Raw genomic sequence first — 20217 nt, 5'->3', positions numbered from 1 at the left:
ATAGCAAAGAAAGGAGACGGTAAATCATGATGAAAAGGCTCCTCGCGGCACAAATCCTGGCGGTAACGCTGTATCTGCCGATCGACAGCCCGGCGTTTGCCACTGACGCAACAGCGGCGAATAAACCGGCTATGAGTCTTGTCGAGCTGGAAGTTAAAGCGGGAAAAAGCGATCGCTACCGTGACATCATCAAAATGACCAGCCGTTCCGCTATAGAAAACGAGCCGGGAACCTTAGCGCTGTACGCTTTCAGGCATCAGTACAACCCTTATCTGACCTACAGAGTAGAAGTATATGCAGATGATGAAGCGTACAAAAAGCATTTAGCGTCCAGAGCGTATCAGGCTTTTATTCAGCAGGCGCCTGAGGTGGTCGCTAAGGAGAGAAAAACAGAACTTGTTCCGCAGTTCCTGGGCGATAAGCGCATCGTTCAGGATGAAAAAACGATCGATAACCTGGTGATTGTCGATGTGAAACCCGAGCATCAGCAGGCGTTTAAAAATATCGTGCTGCCGGAAATGGCCGAATCTTTAAAAGTTGAAGAGGGCGTCCTGGCAATGTATGCCGCGACGGATGCGCAAAATACCCGCCGCTGGTACTTCTACGAAATCTACGCCAGCGCCGCTGCGTATCAGCAACACCGGGCAACGCCGCACTTCAGAGCGTATATAGCGCAAACGGCACAAATGTCCGCCAGGAAAGAATCTGTCCCTGTCACGCCCGTCCTGCTCACAAACAAGGGCGGTATAAGGCCGGATAAAACACGTTAAGAATGCTGTGTTGCGTTTAATGGATCCTTGAGGCTAAACGATGAAAAAAGTGCTTGCCGCCGCCGCGATATCGCTGGTCCTTGCCGATGTCGCTTTTGCTGAAGAGAAAAGAGGTGAATTTATGTTGAAGGTTACTCCATCCGCCCTGTCGGTCGCGGATATCGAGTCGGTTTCTCCCGCGCTGGCCCGCTTTGGGCGTGAGGCTATAACGGACGATCTGTGGAAACGCGACGCGCTGTCGCTGCGGGATCGTAGCATCGTGACGGTGGCTATTCTTATCGCCAGAAATCAGCCTGCCGAGCTTGGCCATTACGTCGGCGTGGCGCTGGATAGCGGCGTTACGCCAGCGGAAGTATCAGAAATTATCACGCATCTCGCTTTCTATTCCGGCTGGCCAAATGCCATGGCCGCGATTGCCGCGACTAAAAGCGTGTTTCACGAGCGCGGCGTCAGCGCCGAACAGCTAGCCGAAGCCTCTCCGGCGCTGTTGCCGCTTAATCAGGAGGTGGAAAAACAGCGGGCGGAAACGGTGGAAAAAAACGTGGGGCCTGTTTCTCCCGGTCTGGTTAAGTTTACGGCCGAGCCTCTTTTTCTCGATCTGTGGCAGCGACCCGCGCTGGCGCCAAGGGATCGCAGCCTGGTCACCGTCAGCGCGCTGATTGCCTCGGGGCAGAGCGCGCAGATTGGTTATCACCTTAACCGCGCGATGGACAATGGCTTAACGGCTGAGGAGGCGGGTGAGATTGTAACCCAGGCAGCCTTCTACGCCGGCTGGCCAAATGCGTTTTCCGCCGCGCCAGTTGTAGGCGAAGTGCTGCGCGCTCGCGCGGCGAAAGAAGGCTAACAGCCATCGACATCAGCACAACATGCCCGGCGTTTTTGCGCCGGCTCTTTATGCTTCATTCTGCCATTCTGCCATTCTGCCATTCTGCCATTCTGCCATTCTGCCATTCTGCCATTCTGCCATTCTGACCGTCTGACCGTCTGACCGCCTGACCGCCTGACCGCCTGACCGCCTGACCATGCGCGCTTCCTTATTCACAAGAACGCGCTCTTCTTCAAAACAGTTCCTGACTGTCCTCTGTACGGCTGCACTGCCCGATGAGCTTCTGACGCGGTAGCACGCGCTAACCGGGCGTTCTTAACGTAGAGCACTTTAATGTAATTCATCATGATTAATAACTGCCGTTATGGTAATTATTGGAAATAATGTTAAGTAATTAACTAATTAAAAGGTTTTACTCTGAATTAGATCGTGATCAAAAAAAGAATAATTTTTAAGATGAATCCGATTCTTTTTTAGTTACCCTATTCAGTCACTTATCGCAAATTTTAATAAAATCCCTTATAAATCAGATCACAAATTATAAATCAGCATATTGCCTGTGGCGGGCAGGCTGCTATAGTCACGCCCGTACACAAGGAAAGTGTGCGCTCTGCCTGCTTTCCATGCTTATTTTTTACAGGAATAAATATGAGCAACTCTTATCAGAACGAAATCCCCAAAGCCCGCGTTAACATCACGTTGGATCTGCATACCGGCAACGCCCAAAAGAAAATGGAGCTGCCTTTGAAGCTGCTGGTCACCGGCGACTTCAGCCACGGTCAGGAGCAGCGCGCGCTGTCCGAGCGTGAAAAAGTCAACGTGAATAAAAACAACTTCGACAGCGTTCTGGCGGCGTTCTCCCCGGCTCTCAATATTTCCGTGGAAAACACGCTGGCCAACGACGGCAGTGAGGAAAACGTCCGGCTGACTTTCCGCGAGATGAAGGACTTCAAGCCGGAGCAGGTGGCGCGTCAAATCCCACAGCTTAAGGCGATGCTGGCGATGCGCAATCTTCTGCGCGACCTGAAGGCCAACCTGCTGGATAACGTCACCTTCCGCAAGGAGCTGGAAACCATCCTGAAAAACCCTGCCCTGAGTGACGAACTGCGCACCGAACTGTCCGCCCTGGCAACGGAAAAAGCCTGATTGCTGACGCCTGGTCCCGAACACTTCAGGTTGCAGCACGGCGGCAGACGGGCAGCTCCCGGCAGGCTTAGTTAAGCCGCCAGGCGAGCAGCTGACGCATTTGCAGCAGGAAGCGTGACGGAAATATTAATGGACTAATACAAGAGAATGCTGATGTCTGTACAAAATGAAACCTCCTCTGCCGGTACCGCTACCGTGCTCGATCGCCCTGCTACGGGCGGTGTTTACGCGTCACTGTTTGAAAAAATCAATCTGAGTCCGGTAACGCATCTCAGCGACCTGAACGTCTGGCAGGACAACCAGGCGATGTCCGATGCCAGCGTCGACGAACGCGTAACCGCCGCCATGAAGGTGCTGGTTGAATGTCTGAACCAGTCCGGTTCGCAGGTGGATAAACTGGATAAAACTCTGCTGGATCACCATATCGCGCAGCTGGATGAGCAGATCAGCCGCCAGCTTGATGCGGTGATGCACCATGACGAGTTCCAGAAAGTCGAATCCCTGTGGCGCGGCCTGAAGTCGCTGGTGGATAAAACCGACTTCCGTCAGAACGTGAAGATAGAAGTGCTCGATCTGTCGAAAGAGGATCTGCGTCAGGATTTCGAGGACGCGCCGGAAATTATCCAGAGCGGCCTGTACGCGCACACCTATATTGCCGAATACGACACGCCGGGCGGCGAACCGATTGGCGCGCTGATCTCCTCCTGGGAGTTTGACGCCTCGGCACAGGACGTGACGCTGCTGCGCAACATATCTAAAGTAGCCGCTTCCGCGCATATGCCGTTTATCGGTTCGGTCGGCCCGCAGTTTTTCCTGAAGGACAGCATGGAAGAGGTGGCGGCGATTAAAGATATCGGTAACTACTTCGACCGCGCGGAATATATCAAGTGGAAGTCGTTCCGCGAAAGCGATGACTCGCGCTACATCGGCCTGACCATGCCGCGCGTGCTCGGGCGTCTGCCGTACGGCCCGGATACCGTGCCGGTACGCAGCTTTAATTATGTCGAAGAAGTGAAAGGCCCGGATCACCACAAATATCTGTGGACCAACGCCTCATTCGCTTTTGCCGCCAACATGGTAAAAAGCTTTATCAACAACGGCTGGTGCGTGCAAATCCGCGGGCCGCAGGCGGGCGGCGCGGTGACCGATCTGCCGATCCACCTGTACGATCTCGGCACCGGCAATCAGGTGAAAATCCCTTCTGAGGTGATGATCCCGGAAACCCGCGAGTTTGAGTTTGCCAACCTTGGTTTTATCCCGCTGTCGTACTATAAAAACCGCGACTATTCATGCTTCTTCTCCGCCAACTCAACGCAAAAACCGACGCTGTACGACACCGCCGACGCCACGGCCAACAGCCGGATCAACGCGCGCCTGCCGTATATCTTCCTGCTGTCGCGCATTGCGCACTACCTGAAGCTGATCCAGCGCGAAAACATCGGCACCACTAAAGATCGTCGCCTGCTGGAGCTGGAGCTGAATACCTGGGTTCGCGGCCTGGTGACGGAAATGACCGATCCGGGCGACGAGTTGCAGGCTTCCCATCCGCTGCGCGATGCCAAAGTGATGGTTGAAGATATCGAAGACAATCCGGGTTTCTTCCGCGTCAGGCTGTTCGCGGTGCCACATTTCCAGGTGGAAGGCATGGACGTCAACCTGTCTCTGGTTTCCCAGATGCCAAAAGCAAAAGCGTAAGGCGGAGACGGGATGAAAACGCAACAGCCGCTGTGGGATCGGGGCGTCATGGTCTCGCCACAGCATTTCCAGCAGCAGGCCGCGTATGCGGCCTGGTCAGCGGAATGTATCGCACAGAGGGGACTGAATCATCCCTGGGGCGTAATCCGCGCCGAATTTGAACCCGAGATCCTGAAGCTGGGGCGGCTACAGGCGCGTCATCTTCACGTGCGCTTCCAGGACGGCACGCTTATCGATACCGACAACGGCGACGATCTGCCGCCGGCGATCGTGCCGGAAGGTCAGGAGGTCGTGGTCGTGCTTGCGCTGCCCTTGCTCAGGGCGAACGGCGGCAACTGCCTGCGTCCCGATGAGGTTGCCGAACGTCCGGTGCGCTATCGTCAGCGCTGGCGCGACATTCGTAACCAGTTTGGCGACGATACGCGCCAGATTGCGGTGATCAAGCCCGAGCTGACGCTGCGTTTTGCCCATCAGGACAACAGTGATTATCTGGTCTGTCCGGTAGCGCGTCTGAAGCAGGACAGCCAGAGCGGCTGGACGCAGGACGAGACTTTTCTGCCCGCGATACTTACGGTGCAGAGCAGCCCGTGGCTGCTGTCGCAGCTTGACCTGCTGATGACCCAGCTGCGCACCCGCCTTAACCGGCTGATGGCCATGCGCCGCGAAAGCAACGAGCGCATGGCGGATTTTGCCGTTGCCGATGTCTCGCTGTTCTGGCTGCTCAACGCGCTGAACAGCGCCGAACCGGTGCTGAGCCAGTTTCTGCGCTTTCCGCAAAGCGCGCCGGAGCGGCTTTATCCTGAGCTGGCGCGTCTGGCAGGCAGCCTGCTGACCTTTTCGCTGGCGCATCAGGTCAGCGCCATCCCGGCTTATCAGCATGCCCGGCTGAACGACGTTTTCCCGCCGCTGTTCGCGCTGTTGGGCGATTTGCTGGAGGCCAGCCTGCCGTCGCGGGTGGTGCCTGTCGCTCTGGAGCAGGATAAGCGGCTGCGTCAGTGGCTGGCGCGCCTGCACGATCCCCGACTGCGCGAGGAGGCGGATTTCTATCTTTCCGTCCGTTCGCCTTTGCCTGCGGCACAGCTGCAGGAGCAGTTCCCGCGCCAGTGCAAAGTCGGCAGCCCGGATTACGTTACCGGGCTGGTAAACGCCTCGCAGCAGGGCATTCCGCTGAAGCCGCTGCATCACGTGCCTGCGGCCATTCCGCTGCGCCTGGAAAACCAATATTTCGCGCTCGATCTGTCGCATCCGGCCGCCGCAGAGATGCTGGCAAGCGGGAACTGCATGTTCTACGTGCCGGGCATGTTGGGCGAACCTGAACTTGAACTGTTTGCGGTGCTGAGAACATGAGCCAGAAAGAAGAGTGTGATATCGACGCGCTGCTGCAAAACACCTGGCTGCAGGTCATCAGTCTGCGCCATGGCCCGGTATTTGAGGAGGGGGAAGGGCGCGTACTGTGGGAGCGCTGCGTGGCAGAAGCGGAACAGGTGCAGCTGGCGCTTAGTGAAGCCGGCTACGACGAACAAAGCCGCGAGCATATTTTGTATGCGCAATGCGCCCTGATTGACGAGGTCATTAAGGGGCGCGGCGTGCAGGATGACGCCTGCGTGCAGTGGTATCACATGCCGCTTCAGGGGCATTTCCTCGGCACGCTGGACGCTGGCGACAGGCTCTGTAACCGCATGAGAGAAGTTCTGCACGAGCCTGCGCCAAATCCTGCCGTTCTGACCTGCTTCCAGCGCGTGATGCTGCTGGGTTTCCTTGGCGGCTATCGTTCGCTGAACGACCCGGAACGGGAAAAGCTGGTGCAGGCGCTGAACGATCAGGTTGCACCATTCAGCGGGCCGCGGACGCAGAGCGTACTGGCAGAAAGTAAACCCGGCCGGGGGCTCGGCGGCTGGCTGGCCAGCTGGCCGCTGCGTATTAGCTTCTCGATCCTGCTACTGGCCGCCGTCTGGTGGTGGCTGGATCGCTGGCTGAGCAGCCTGGTGGCGTCGCTGCTGCCGGGAGTCGTGCCGTGAGTCCCGGACTGCAACGCACGCTGGCGTTCTGGGCCGCGCTGCTTGCTGCCGGGCTGTGTCTGCTTTTTCTGCCGGTTTCGCGGTCTGTTGCCGTGTTGCTGATGTTGTGCTGGTGGGCGCTGATTATCGTGGTGCTGGCCGCCCGGCCTCGTCCGGCGCAGGAAGACGCATTATGTGCCGACGATCTTCCTGATACCGCTTACCGGCAGCCGGTGGTGCTGGTCTGTGGCGACAGCGCGCAGGCGTGGCCGGATGACGCCTCGGTGTTGACCGTAGCGCACGGCTGCTGGGTGCGGGTGGCCAGGCATCAGGCGCTGGACGCGGTAGGCCGTCAGCTATTGTCCCTACGGCCGGAGTGGGGCCGCCAGCTTTCGGTGACGATCGGTATTTCTCCTCAACAGCATCAGGACTATGAAGCCCTGACCAGCCAGCTGCTGACGCTGCGCTGGCAGCTCGAGCAGCTACGGCGCGAAACCGGCTATTCCGTGCCGCTGGTGCTGTGCGGTCAGGTAGGTAGCGCGATGATCGACGAGCCTCTCTGGCAGGCGGCGATGCCCGACGAGTCGGTACGCGTCTGGCGCGACAGCATGGCTCCTTGCACGCTGAGCAGCTGGCTGGCGGCGGGCGGATACGCGGCCTGGCAGCAGCAGGTGCTGTTCAACAGCCTGACGACATGGCTTCAGCGACACGTTGAGGCGGTATTCGCCGACGGCGCGCGGCCAGTCTGCGTCGTCCGGGGGCTGAGCGCGGCGATTGACGGCGGCGCGTCACCTTCTTCCCTCTGGATCCGCTGGATGCAGCAGCATAGCGCGCTGAACCGCGTCAACGGGTGGCTTCCGGCAGGATCTTCCTCGTTATCTTCACCGCTGCCGGAATGCGTTCTGCCGCTGTTGCCGGAGGGCGGCGGCCTGACGCCACCCCAGCGCGCCTGCCGCTACGGCCTGGGACTGTTCGTTATCGCGGCGATTGTCGCGCTGTGCAGCAGCGCCTGGAACAATCGCCAGCTGGTACAGCGCATCGCGTTCGATATCAATGATTACCAGCGTATCGCCATGGACGACTACGCGCCGAAAGCGGCGGCGGTCGAGGTGCTGCGTCAGGATGCCGCCGGGCTGGATAACTATGCCCGCAACGGCGTGCCGCTGCGCCTCGGGCTGGGGTTATATCAGGGCGGACGACTGCAACGGCCGCTGCTGGAAGCTATCCGCGCCTGGGTTCCGCCGCCGCCACCACCGGCGCCCGTCGCGGAGAAAGTGCCGGAAACCGTCCGCCTCGACAGCCTTTCGCTGTTCGATACCGGCAAAGCGGTGCTTAAACCCGGCTCGCTGAAGCTGTTGGTTAACGCGCTGGTGGATATCAAAGCGCGACCGGGCTGGCTGATTGTGGTGGCCGGGCACACCGACAGTACCGGCGAGGCGCAGGCCAACCAGCAGCTGTCGCTGAAGCGGGCAGAAGCGCTGCGTGACTGGATGCTGCAAACCAGCGACGTTTCGCCGACCTGTTTTGCCGTGCAGGGCTTTGGGGCCAGTCGCCCCATCGCCACCAATGCTACCCCCGCAGGGCGCGCGTTAAATCGCCGGGTTGAAATTAGTCTGGTGCCGCAGGCAAACGCCTGCCTGGCGGCAGACCATCCCCAAACGTCATCACAGGATGATGACATAACAGCAAACCCTGAATAGTTCGGGCTGTCTCGCGGCGTCCGCTGAGCGCATTTTCCCATGCTGTGGTCGGGGAAAACGGCGGCGGCCAGCCAGAAGGCGGCACAAATTAGGACGGGATAAAAAGGAGAAGTAACACATGGCAATTCCAGTCTATCTGTGGCTGAAAGACGACGGCGGCGCGGACATCAAAGGCTCCGTGGATGTGAAAGATCGTGAAGGCAGCATCGAAGTGTTGGCGCAGGAACATAACCTGTACATCCCGACCGACAACAACACCGGCAAGCTGACCGGCACCCGCGTGCATACGCCGTTTATGTTCGCCAAGGAAATCGATTCCTCCAGCCCGTACCTCTATAAAGCGGTGACCACCGGCCAGACCCTGAAATCCGCCGAGTTCAAGTGGTATCGCATCAACGATGCGGGTCAGGAAGTGGAGTATTTCAATACCAAACTGGAGAACGTCAAGCTGGTGAAAGTGGCTCCGCTGATGCACGACGTCAAGGACGCCTCGAAGGAGAAGCATAACCACCTCGAGCGTATCGAACTGCGCTACGAAAAAATCACCTGGACCTATAAAGACGGCAACATCATTCATTCCGACTCCTGGAACGAACGGACTACTGCCTGATAAGCCCCAGCGGGCGGTTCGCCGCCCGCTGTTTTATTTGCTGAGCCACTGCTGAGCGGCGGCTCAGCAAATAATCCCACCTTCTGACCTGATGCGCTTCGGGTTCCTCACAGCAGGGAATAGCGACGGGCGGTAGCGTGTCTGAACCTGATTAATTACGGAAGAGAGAAGAACATATGGAAAACCAGTCGGCCGTTCTGCTGCGTCGTTTAAATCCGTTCTGCGCCCGCGCGCTGGAGGCCGCCGCGTCGCTGTGCCAGACCCGCGCCCACAGCGAAATCCGCATTGAGCACTGGCTGCTGAAGCTGCTGGAGCAGGGCGAAGGCGATATCACCGTGCTGGCGCGTCGCTATGAATGGGACATGGATGGTATCTGGCAGGCTCTGCTGAGCTGGCTGGATAACGTACCGCGTTCGGTGCGCACCCGCCCTGGGCTTGCCGACTCGCTGCTGGCGCTGATTAAGCAGGCGTGGCTGATCGCCTCGCTGGAAGACGATGCCGCCCATATTCGCAGCCACCACCTGCTGGCGGCGCTGACCGATAAGCCGTCGCTGGTTGGCTGCGAAGGGCTGTGGCCGCTGCTGAGCCTGAGCCGCAGCCAGCTGGATCGCCTGCGTCCGCTGCTGGACGCGCAGTCCGACGAGCGCCCGGAAGTGCAGCAGCAGGAGAGCCTTAACGTCTTATCCACGACGCTGGGCGAGACCGGGGAGCAGGCGAACGGCAGCGTATCCGGCAATACGCTGAATGAAGCCTTACAGGCGGCACTCGACAAGTTCACGCTCGACATCACCGCCAAAGCGCAGGCCGGGCTGATCGATCCGGTATTTGGTCGCGATACCGAAATCCGCCAGATGGTCGATATCCTGTCGCGCCGCCGCAAGAACAACCCGATCCTGGTCGGCGAGCCGGGCGTCGGCAAAACCGCGCTGGTGGAAGGGCTGGCGCTGCGCATTGCGGAAGGCAACGTGCCGGGCAGCCTGAAAACCGTCTCGCTGCGTACCCTTGACCTGGGGCTGTTGCAGGCTGGCGCGGGCGTAAAGGGCGAATTCGAGCAGCGTCTGAAGAACGTTATCGAAGCGGTACAGCAGTCGGCGACGCCGGTGCTGCTGTTTATCGACGAGGCGCACACCATTATCGGCGCGGGCAACCAGGCGGGCGGAGCCGATGCCGCCAATCTGCTGAAGCCGGCGCTGGCGCGAGGCGAGCTGCGCACTATCGCCGCCACCACCTGGAGCGAGTACAAGCAGTACTTTGAGAGGGACGCCGCGCTGGAGCGCCGCTTTCAGCGGGTGTTAGTTGACGAGCCGGACGACGAGACCGCCAGCCTGATGCTGCGCGGCCTGAAATCGCGCTACGCGCAGCACCACGGCGTCCATATCTCCGACGACGCGGTAAAAGCGGCGGTCACCCTGTCGCGCCGCTATCTGACGGGGCGTCAGCTGCCTGACAAAGCGGTGGATCTGCTGGACACTGCCGCCGCGCGCGTGCGTATGAGCCTGGATACCGTGCCGGAGGCGATCACCGCTCTTAACGCGCAGATCACCGCGCTGGAGATGGAAAATCAGGGGCTCCAGGAGGATATCGCTCTCGGCGAGACCATCCGTGACGGACGGCTGACCGAAATTGAAAGCGGGATTGCCGCGCGTCGGGATGAGCTGGCGATCCTGGAGGCGCAGTACGATCGCGAAAGATCGTTAACGCAACGGCTGCTGGCGTGCCGTACCGACATCAGCCGCCAGGCCGAAACGGGCGAGCTTCAGCAGCAGCTGCTGGCCGTCCGGCAGGATAACCCGCTGCTGGCGCTTGACGTTGACGCCCGTACGGTGGCTGGCGTGATTGCCGACTGGACCGGCGTGCCGCTCTCCTCCCTGATGAAGGATGAGCAGGCGGAGCTGCTGACTCTGGAAGCGGAAATCGGCAGGCGCGTGGTCGGCCAGGATGCGTCGCTCAATGCCATCGCACAACGCCTGCGCGCGGCGAAAACCGGGCTGACCGCTGAGAACGGTCCGCAGGGCGTGTTTCTGCTGGTCGGGCCGAGCGGCACCGGCAAAACCGAGAGCGCGCTGGCGCTGGCCGACGTGCTGTACGGCGGCGAGAAGTCGCTGATTACGCTTAATCTGTCGGAATATCAGGAGCCGCATACCGTCTCGCAGCTGAAAGGCTCGCCGCCGGGCTACGTCGGCTACGGCCAGGGCGGCATCCTCACCGAGGCGGTGCGCAAGCGCCCGTACAGCGTGGTGCTGCTCGACGAGGTGGAAAAAGCGCATCGCGACGTGCTCAACCTGTTCTACCAGGTCTTCGATCGCGGCTTTATGCGCGACGGCGAGGGGCGCGAGATCGATTTTCGCAATACCGTGATCCTGATGACCTCCAACCTCGGCAGCGACGCTATCATGCAGCGGCTGGAAGAGAACCCGGACGCCACGGAAGGCGAGTTGCAGACGCTGCTGCGCCCAATGCTGCGCGACCACTTTCAGCCCGCGCTGCTGGCGCGCTTTCAGACGGTGATTTACCGCCCGCTGAATGAAACCGCGATGCGCACTATCGTGGACATGAAGCTGAACCAGGTCAGCCTGCGCCTGGCGCGCCACTACGGCCTGAAAACCACCCTGGGCGAGAGCCTGCCAGCGGCGCTGACCGCCGCCTGCCTGCTGCCGGATACCGGCGCGCGCAATATCGACAGCCTGCTTAACCAGCAGATCCTGCCGGTGCTGAGCCAGCAGCTGCTACAGCAGATGGCGGCGAAGCAGAAACCGCAGCATCTCCGGCTTTACTGGGATGAGGAAGAGGGCATCGTGCTGGAGTTTGACGGCCCGCAGGCGGACGCGCTGTAACCCCTTAACCCGAGGGGGATACCTTTGTGCCCCTCACAGTCAGCATTTATCCCACCAACAGACAAGGTAATAAAAATGAAAACGCAAAATATCCCGGTTTCACCCGCTTTTATCGCAATCTCCTGGATCGCCATGCTCGGCGGCGTGCTGGTCTACCTGTTCGGCCTGTGGCGTGCCGACATGCAGCTGAATGAAAAAGGTTACTACTTTGCCGTACTGATCCTCGGGCTGTTTTCCGCCGTTTCGTTGCAGAAGACCGTGCGCGACCGCTTTGAAGACATACCGACCACGCAGCTTTACTACTTCATCTGCCTGCTCTCCTTTACGATCGCCGTGATTTTACTGGTCACGGGCTTGTGGAACGCCACGTTGATGCCCAACGAAAAGGGCTTTTACGGGGTGACGTTCTTTATGGCGCTGTTTGGTGCCGTTGCGGTGCAGAAGAACACGCGCGACAGCTTATGCAACGTTCAGTCCGCGCCGAATGAGTTACAGGATCAGCCTGCGCAAGATTAAGCCCTGACTGGACTTCTCCCGCTTTATCCACAGGGAAATAGCCACGCTGCCGCACGCGGCAGCGGCCTGATAAGGACATCATATGAGCATAAATCCGGTTTCTTTTTTCAGCCACAGCCACCACCTGCTGGCGGTGCGCGACAGCCAGGCGCAGCCAGACGTGCTGGCCTTCCGGGGCGAGGAGCGCCTGAGCGAGCCGTTCAGCTGGCGCGTTGAGTTCACCAGCGCCGACCCCGGCCTCACCCGCGAGGCGATGCTGCTGAAGCCGGCCTCGCTGACCCTGCGGGCGCCGGTCAGTCAGGGGATGGGGATCCGCGTACAGCGGCCGGTGCGCGTGGTGCAGGGCGTGGTGACGGGCTTTGAGCGCCTCGGCACCTCCGCCGACCAGACCCTCTACGCCGTAACGCTGCGGCCGCGCCTCGCCCTGCTGTCGCGCAGCCGCCACAACGCCATCTATCAGGACATGTCGGTGCCGCAGATTGTGGAGAAAATCCTGCGCGAGCGGCACGGGATGCGCGGCCAGGACTTCGTTTTTACGCTGGCGCACGACTACCCGCGCCGCGAGCAGGTGATGCAGTACGGCGAGGACGACCTGGCGTTTATCACCCGCCTGCTGGGCGAGGTCGGCATCTGGTTCCGCTTCACCCCGGACGCGCGCCTGCATATTGACGTGGTGGAGTTCTACGACGGCCGACAGGGCCACGTGAAGGGGCTGACGCTGCCGGCCGTGCCGCCGTCCGGGATGCACGATGCGGGCAGCGACTCGGTATGGAACCTTGCCAGCCGCTCGGTGGTGGTGGAGAAAAGCGTCAGCGGTCGCGACTACAACTACCGCAACGCCATGCAGGACATGAACGTCCATGCCGACGTCACCGGCGGCGACGACACCACCTGCGGCGAAGCTTACAGCTGGGGAGGTAACTACCTGACGCCGGGCGAGGGGCCAGAAGCGGCGCCGGAAAGCGGCACCTTCTACGCCCGCCTGCGCCACGAGCGCTGCCTGAACGGGCAGACGCGGCTGTCGGCGGTGACCTCCTGCCCGACGCTGGCGCCCGGCAGCGAGCTGAGCGTAACCGGCGGCGAGGAGGTCGCCGGGGCGTTTCGCAGCGGGATGCTGGTTACCGCCGTGGTCAGCACCGCGCGGCGCGACCGCAGTTTTGAAACCGAACTGGACGGCATCCCGCTGAACGACCGCTACGGCTTCCGGCCGATCCCGCTTCCGCCGCCGGTGATGGCCGGCACGCTTCCGGCGCGGGTCACCAGCACCACGGTGAACGACACCTACGGCCACATCGACCGCGACGGACGCTACCGCGTCAGCATGATGTTTGACCGGGCGATGTGGGAAACCGGCTTCGAGAGCCTGTGGGTGCGCCAGGCGCGAGCCTACGCGGGCGACACCTGCGGGCTGCACCTGCCGCTGCTGGCGGGCACGGAGGTGGCGATAGCCTTTGAGCACGGTCACCCGGACCGGCCGTACATTGCGGGGGCGCTGCACGACTCGGCGCACGGGGATCACGTCACCATCCGCAACTTCAGGCGCAACGTGCTGCGCACGCCGGCGAACAACAAGCTGCGGATGGACGACACGCGGGGGCAGGAGCACGTCAAGCTCAGCACGGAATACGGCGGCAAGAGCCAGCTGAACCTCGGCCATCTGGTGGACGGCGAAAAGCAGAAGCGGGGAGAGGGGTTCGAGCTGCGCAGCGACGGCTGGGGCGCGATACGGGCGGGCAAGGGACTGTTTATCACGGCGGACGCCCAGGCGAAGGCGCAGGGCGAACAGCTGGAGATGGCGTCGGCGCTGTCGCGGCTGTCGGCGGCGCTGGCGGAAATGCGCTCCCTGGCGGCGAGCGCGCGGCAGGCGCGTGCGCTGGCGGCGGACGTGGGGCGGCAGCAGGCGCTGCTGGAGGAGAGGCTGGAAGGGCTGCGGCGGGAGGTGCTGCTGTGCAGCGCGCCGGCGGGCGTGGCGGTGGCGAGCGGGGAGGACATGCAGCTGTCGGCGCAGGAGAGCCTGACGCTGACGGCGGGAAGGCAGCTGGACGTGGGGGCGCGGCGGGATTTTACGCTGTCGGCGGGCGGGCAGGTGAGCCTGTTCGGCCGGGAAGGGGCAAAGCTGTTCGCGTCGGGCGGGGATATTGACGTGCAGGCGCAGGGGGGCAGCCTGACGAGCTGGTCAACGGGGGACACGCACCTGTCGAGCGGTAAAAAGCTGGTGGTGACGGCGCAGGACGAGCTGACGCTGGTGTGCGGCGGGGGGTACATCAGGCTGAAGGGAGGGAACGTTGAAATCGGCGGGCCGGGCAGGCTGCTGATAAAGAACGCGGGGATAAAGAAGGCGGGCGCCGGGAGCCTGCGGGGGGTGATGAAGTCTTTTGAGCCGGAGAGTTTCGACGAAAAATTTGTTGTCACCCACGGCCTGACCGGCCATCCCGTTGGAAATCTGCCTTACCGAATTACCATGCCGGACGGAAAAATAATTGAAGGCGTAACCTCTGCCACTGGTGAGACAGAATTGTCCCAGTCCGAGGTAGTTGAAGATATGATCTTATCTGTATTGCCAAAAAGATCATAGTTGATATGAATGAAATGGCAGGAATTTTATTTCCTGCTTATTTCTTTTAGTTGATGTGAATCGAGTCATATTAAATAAAATGAGCGCTCCTTTTATTATGGGCTAAGTTAAATGGTAATGGGTAACTATAAGTTTGTGAAATCCTTTTTAAAAAAAAAGTCAAACATCATGGGGGTTTATTAATCATTAAAAAGATAACGCGGATAAGAGTGAATAACACCATAATTGATGGAGTGTTATTATGAGTGACAAGAATCAGAATACTGTCAGTACCGGCCTGAAACTGGCCCTGGTCGCCGTTTTGCTGTTAGTGGTAGTCGTGGCAGGAGGCTTTATCTTATTACCGATGCTGCAAACCGTGGGAGGCAGTTTTGGCTACGGTTATCCCGGCGCTTCGGGGGGGAGGGCAATAAGGGATGTTGAGATCGATGTCGAACCACAGGTAGTTTATCGCATCGACGATCATCGTTTTTTTACGTTTGAAAAATATCTGGACTGTAACAGCGGCGGTTTTGTTTATTATAATGACACTAATAAAAAAATAAAGATATATGCTGGTGTTGAGGGGCGTGATAAAGAACCTCAGGATGAAGTTTCGATAATGCAGAAAAATAATGTCTTGTCTTTTAAAGGTAAGTTTATTTACGCTGCAAGCGATGAAGTTATTGCTTATCCTGATCGTAATGTAAGTTACAAGTATGGAGGTTCGAATTATTTTTTAAAATATAAAAACATTTCTTATCCATCAAGAAAAGTAGTTATGGATATTTATTCTTCTTCCTATAGTGTAATTACTATTTTAGACGATGCGATTTATGCCAAAGGACCAGGGGATAAATATGAAAAGTACAATATACCTCCCAAGAAAGGTGATCCTGAATGGGGTGATTCTTTAGATTTTAAAGTTAATGGAACTGCTCAGGACGATTATTTCCATTGTAATGATAAGATAAAACCAAAACGTGTAAGGTATATTAAAAACTGACGGGGAGTAAGTGCCAATGAAAATAAAAAATGAACCCACCCGTGACGCAGAGTGTTTTTTTGATGATAACGCGAAGCCTGATTTTCGCAGTTGCCTCTCACCTAAAGAGGTCAAGGTCTGGGCAGAGTGTAAACTTTTCGCGCACTTTACTAAAACTATTTTTTTCATAGCGTAAACGCCATCGGTGAATTTTTCCTTTATGGAGGAAAATATTCGCAATGGGTTAAATATAGTTCTGTTTTAGAAGACGATTTATATGCACTGAAACTCAAAAATTTATCCTGACACGGTAAAAACTCAGGAAAAGAAAATGTTCGATAACTGATGAGATATTATTATGAGTGATAAAAATGAAGACACCGTCAGTACCGGCCTGAAACTGGCCCTGGTCGCCGTTTTGCTGTTAGTGGTAGTCGTGGCAGGAGGCTTTATTTTATTACCGATGCTGCAAACCGTGGGAGGCAGTTTTGGCTACGGTTATCCCGGCGCTTCAGGGGGGAGGGCAATAAGGGATGTTGAGATCGATGTCGAGCCACAGGTAGTTTATCGCATCGACGATCATCGTTTTTTTACGTTTGAGAAATATCTGGACTGTAACAGCGGCGGCTTTGTTTATTATAATGACACAAATAAAAAAATAAAGATATTTGCCGGAATAGAAGGTCATGATAAAGAACCGCAGGATGAAGTTTCGGTAATGCAGGAAAATAACGTCTTGTCTTTTAAAGGTAAGTTTATTTATGCTGCCAGTGATAATGTTATTGCTTATCCAGACAGAAATGTTGATTACAAATATGGCGGGGCAACTCATTTTATTATGAGTGGCAGTGTTGATGGTAAAATAAATTTGTTTGGCTGGGGTGAGATAATCCCAAGTTACAATATTTTCATAACGGACGGTGCCATCTTTGCCCAGAAAAGCTCTTCGAGTAATCTCATAAGAAAATTAACGCGAGCTGACGAGAAAGGAAGCGAAACTGAATGGATTGAGTTATCAAGTTTAAAGTTAAACAAATTATCACAGGACGATCATTTTCACTGTAATAATAACATTAAACCAAAGCGTGTAAGGTATATTAAAAACTGACAGGGGGTTAGTGTCAATGGAAATAAAAATCAACCTACCCGTGACGTAGGTTGTTTTTTTGATGATAACGGGAAACCTAATTTTCGCAGTTGCCTCTCACCTAAAAGCGTAAACGTCAGGGCTGAGTGCAAACTTCCCGCGCACTTTACTGATATTATTTTTTCATAGCGTAAACGCCATCGGTGAGTTTTTCCTTTATGGAGGAAAATATTCGCAATGAGTTAAATATAGTTCTGTTTTATAAGATGACTTATATGCACTGAAACTCAAAAATTTATCCTGACCCGGTAAAAACTCAGGAAAAGAAAATGTTCGATAACTGATGAGATATTATTATGAGTGATAAAAATGAAGACACCGTCAGTACCGGCCTGAAACTGGCCCTGGTCGCCGTTTTGCTGTTAGTGGTAGTTGTGGCAGGAGGCTTTATCTTATTACCGATGCTGCAAACCGTGGGAGGCAGTTTTGGCTACGGTTATCCCGGCGCTTCAGGGGGGAGGGCAATAAGGGATGTTGAGATCGATGTCGAGCCACAGGTAGTTTATCGCATCGACGATCATCGTTTTTTTACGTTTGAGAAATATCTGGACTGTAACAGCGGCGGCTTTGTTTATTATAATGACACAAATAAAAAAATAAAGATATTTGCCGGAATAGAAGGTCATGATAAAGAACCGCAGGATGAAGTTTCGGTAATGCAGGAAAATAACGTCTTGTCTTTTAAAGGTAAGTTTATTTACGCTGCCGGTGATAATGTTATTGCTTATCCAGACAGATATGTTGATTATAAGTATGGGGGATCAATATATTTTATTATGAAGGGTGGTGTTGATGGTAAAATAAATAGGTTTGGTTGGCAGAAAATATCCCCAAGTTACATTGTTTACATAACGGATGGTGCCATCTTCGCCCAAGATAGCCTTACTAGTAAGCTCTTAAAAAAACTAACGCGAGCTGACGAGAAAGGAAACGAAACTGAATGGATTGAGTTATCAAGTTTAAAATTAAAAAAAGTGTCACAGGACGATCATTTTCACTGTAATAATAACATTAAACCAAAGCGTGTAAGGTATATTAAAAACTGACAGGGAGTAAGTTTCAATGGAAATAAAAAATGAACCCACCCGTGACGCAGAGTGTTTTTTTGATGATAACGGGAAGCCGAATTTTCGCAGTTGCCTCTCACCTAAAAGCGTGAACGTCAGGGCTGAGTGCAAATTGCCTATGCATTATCCAGGGATTATCATTTTTGTACATGGTGTTAATTCAACAGGGGAATGGTATTCACTGGCAGAGGAAAATATATGCGAGGGCCTTAATAAAAGACTGGGGCTGAAATTAACATCATTTGAACTGAAACCTAATAAGTATAATGTTGACGATATTTTTGATACTGCTAACTATAAAAAAGACCGTCAGTTACTAAACGCCTCTGAAGCTAATTCTCCGGTCGTCCGTTTTTACTGGGGGTATCGTGCCGCTGACGGAGAAGAGGATAGCTGGCAAGTTCCGCTGGTTAATCGGCAGAATGAGGATTACCACCAATTAAAAGAGCAAGGATTGAAGCCAGAAGCGCTGCGGGAAAAAGGCCCCTGGTTCTGGGGAGGCGGACCATTCCAGAACGGTACCAACAATCTTGTCTCTCTCTGGAGCGATACGGGGTTTAATGAAAGAATGCGTTATCTGGGCGTGGAGGTGCAAACTTTCGCGCCGGACTTTGATCGCCTGTTAAAGACGGCGCCGCCGCGTAAATATTATGCCCATGCGGCCAGACGTCTGGCAGATTTGCTCAATAGCATTCGTGAAACGTACCCACAGGACACCGTCAGCGTTATCTCGCACAGTCAGGGCACCATGATAGCTCTTGCAGCCACGCTGCTTGCGGATAAAGCGCCGGACAGCCTGTTTATCCTTAATTCACCTTATGCCATGAGTACAAAGGTTACGGATTATTTTTCATTGCCGGATAAAGAGCTACTGTCGGACAGGGCGCGGGAACAGACGCTGGAGGCGATTATAAAAAAAATAGCCGAGCGTGCCACCGCTCTGCCGACGTATAAATATATCGACCTGTGTGTTGGTCAATCGGAGGATAAACAGCCCTGGACGCCGGCGATAAGCCATAAATCTGAAATACCGCTGACGAGCATCACCTACACGCCTGATGGTATCGAATCATCGGGTGTTAACTACCCAGCGATAAAAACCAGAATGCGCAAAGATGTCACCACATCCGATCGCTGGATCCCTGAACGGGATAACCACGGGCGTCTGTATATTTACTGTAATCCACATGACAGGGTAATGGGGTCATCACCGCTGTTAAGTCTGGGCTGGCAGGGGTTGCCGAACAGCGGACTACAGCAACAACCACACAGGTTAATAACAGCGTATAAGGGGCATCTGTTTCAGCGGATGATGGCACGTGCCACGCCCTGCGGTACGGCACCGGATCCTAAAACCCCTTTCTGGCCGTTACCGGACGGCAAACCTTTCTGGGACGATGATGGTGATTTACTCACCTATAACACACCTGACTATCAGACTCTTAATATTAATGCGGAAGAAGTTCCAAATCCTATTTTGGCTTCTGAGTTAATTAATTTCGATGCCACGCGTCCCGACGATGGCGAGCGCTGGAATAAAAATCCCACATCAGCCAAGGGAACGGGCTGGGGACAATCATCGGAAGTGGAAAATAATTCAGGCCAGAAAGTTATGACCCCCAATGACGATACCTTTAATAACTTTGTGGTGCTGTATCCAAAAATCCAGGTACCTACCGGTGAATACCGACCCTCCGGCAAGGATTACCCTAAAGCTGAACCCGTGATGCGCCCGGAAACCGATGAGGAGCGGCGTATCCGTGTGGGCGCCTTTATTTCGCAGCCCACCGATCACAGTACACTACCAAAGAGTCGACTATTTATGCAGCGAATAGTTGCCTACGATTTACCCGTTGGTTTCTGTGATGCGACCTGGGACAAAGCCTTTATGGCAAAGCTGCGTGATATGGCGGACTGGACCAAAGGCTACGACAGCTATTTCAACACGGGTAAATTGCCCGACGTACCCATGCCTCCTGAAATCTCTACGGAAACCGTTTCCGCTGCAAAAAAAGCGGAATGGGAGGCGATCAACAAAAAGCTTAACGCACAGGGCAGACCATCCACGTCAACTTATTAAGGGATTAAAAAGTTATGGGCAAATTTGCAGTAGTACTGGGAGATGCGACCACTCACGGAGGAAAAGTTATCTCGGCATCCTCCACGTTTGAAATACAGGGTAGGCATGTTGCGTTGTTAAACGATTCCGTGACCTGTCCGCAGCATGGCAATAATCGCATTATTGAATGCGATGCGGCAGGTTATGAAGAAGAGGGGCGTGGCATCGTACTGCACGGCTGCAAAACGGAATGCGGTGCGCAGGTAATCGCCAGCCTTCAGGATATGGAGATCGACTGATGGGATGGTCAG

The 20217-nt window shown here is 55.8% G+C and carries 16 protein-coding genes; all 16 read left to right on the top strand.

The annotated features are described in order from the left end of the window. Positions 1–26: 26 nt before the first annotated feature. Complete coding sequence (locus AB3U87_RS02565) at positions 27–770, top strand: putative quinol monooxygenase (RefSeq protein ID WP_394148298.1); 744 nt, start codon at positions 27–29, stop codon at positions 768–770. A 40-nt stretch (positions 771–810) separates the two neighbouring features. Next, positions 811–1614 carry a carboxymuconolactone decarboxylase family protein gene (locus AB3U87_RS02560; RefSeq protein WP_253458499.1) on the top strand — a complete coding sequence of 268 codons (804 nt, stop codon included), beginning with the start codon at positions 811–813 and terminating at the stop codon, positions 1612–1614. A 630-nt stretch (positions 1615–2244) separates the two neighbouring features. Beyond that, complete coding sequence (gene tssB / locus AB3U87_RS02555; RefSeq protein ID WP_253458501.1) at positions 2245–2742, top strand: type VI secretion system contractile sheath small subunit; 498 nt, start codon at positions 2245–2247, stop codon at positions 2740–2742. Positions 2743–2889: 147 nt separating this feature from the next. After that, positions 2890–4437 (top strand): type VI secretion system contractile sheath large subunit, encoded by a 1548-nt coding sequence (gene tssC / locus AB3U87_RS02550; protein ID WP_301250584.1) that lies wholly within the window; start codon positions 2890–2892, stop codon positions 4435–4437. A 12-nt stretch (positions 4438–4449) separates the two neighbouring features. Beyond that, a complete protein-coding gene (gene tssK / locus AB3U87_RS02545; RefSeq protein WP_301250583.1) occupies positions 4450–5784 on the top strand; it encodes a type VI secretion system baseplate subunit TssK in 1335 nt (444 codons plus the stop codon). Next, positions 5781–6455: a type VI secretion system protein TssL, short form gene (gene tssL / locus AB3U87_RS02540; RefSeq protein WP_394148295.1), complete on the top strand. Its 675-nt coding sequence runs from the start codon at positions 5781–5783 to the stop codon at positions 6453–6455. Before tssK ends, tssL begins: the two co-directional genes overlap by 4 nt. Next, on the top strand, positions 6452–8134 hold the full coding sequence (locus AB3U87_RS02535) for an OmpA family protein (RefSeq protein ID WP_394148294.1): 1683 nt from the start codon (positions 6452–6454) through the stop codon (positions 8132–8134). The genes tssL and AB3U87_RS02535 overlap by 4 nt, the downstream gene beginning before the upstream one ends. Before the next feature lie 118 nt (positions 8135–8252). Continuing rightward, positions 8253–8744 carry an Hcp family type VI secretion system effector gene (locus AB3U87_RS02530; protein WP_253458518.1) on the top strand — a complete coding sequence of 164 codons (492 nt, stop codon included), beginning with the start codon at positions 8253–8255 and terminating at the stop codon, positions 8742–8744. Between the two features lie 176 nt (positions 8745–8920). Next, the gene (gene tssH / locus AB3U87_RS02525) at positions 8921–11578 is read left to right on the top strand and encodes a type VI secretion system ATPase TssH (protein ID WP_394148293.1); all 2658 of its coding nucleotides are present in this window, start codon (positions 8921–8923) and stop codon (positions 11576–11578) included. Between the two features lie 75 nt (positions 11579–11653). Beyond that, the gene (gene yiaA / locus AB3U87_RS02520; RefSeq protein ID WP_253458524.1) at positions 11654–12094 is read left to right on the top strand and encodes an inner membrane protein YiaA; all 441 of its coding nucleotides are present in this window, start codon (positions 11654–11656) and stop codon (positions 12092–12094) included. 82 nt (positions 12095–12176) lie between these two features. Continuing rightward, positions 12177–14669, top strand: coding sequence for a type VI secretion system Vgr family protein (locus AB3U87_RS02515; RefSeq protein WP_394148292.1), 2493 nt, complete (start codon positions 12177–12179; stop codon positions 14667–14669). Positions 14670–14910: 241 nt separating this feature from the next. After that, entirely contained in the window at positions 14911–15654 is a 744-nt protein-coding gene (locus AB3U87_RS02510; RefSeq protein ID WP_394148291.1) for a T6SS immunity protein Tli3 family protein, read from the top strand. A gap of 337 nt (positions 15655–15991) precedes the next feature. Further along, on the top strand, positions 15992–16741 hold the full coding sequence (locus tag AB3U87_RS02505) for a T6SS immunity protein Tli3 family protein (protein ID WP_394148289.1): 750 nt from the start codon (positions 15992–15994) through the stop codon (positions 16739–16741). Positions 16742–17076: 335 nt separating this feature from the next. Then, positions 17077–17826, top strand: a complete 750-nt coding sequence (locus AB3U87_RS02500) for a T6SS immunity protein Tli3 family protein (RefSeq protein WP_394148288.1) — start codon at positions 17077–17079, stop codon at positions 17824–17826. A 16-nt stretch (positions 17827–17842) separates the two neighbouring features. Next, a complete protein-coding gene (locus AB3U87_RS02495; RefSeq protein ID WP_370734653.1) occupies positions 17843–19927 on the top strand; it encodes a T6SS effector phospholipase Tle3 domain-containing protein in 2085 nt (694 codons plus the stop codon). 14 nt (positions 19928–19941) lie between these two features. Next, on the top strand, positions 19942–20205 hold the full coding sequence (locus tag AB3U87_RS02490; protein WP_301253507.1) for a PAAR domain-containing protein: 264 nt from the start codon (positions 19942–19944) through the stop codon (positions 20203–20205). The last annotated feature ends 12 nt before the right edge of the window (positions 20206–20217 follow it).

The organism is Erwinia plantamica (assembly GCF_043420595.1).
Classification (GTDB): Bacteria; Pseudomonadota; Gammaproteobacteria; order Enterobacterales; family Enterobacteriaceae; genus Erwinia; species Erwinia aeris.
The sequence above is the reverse complement of the archived record's forward strand: the minus strand, read 5'-3'. Positions and strand labels throughout refer to the sequence as shown.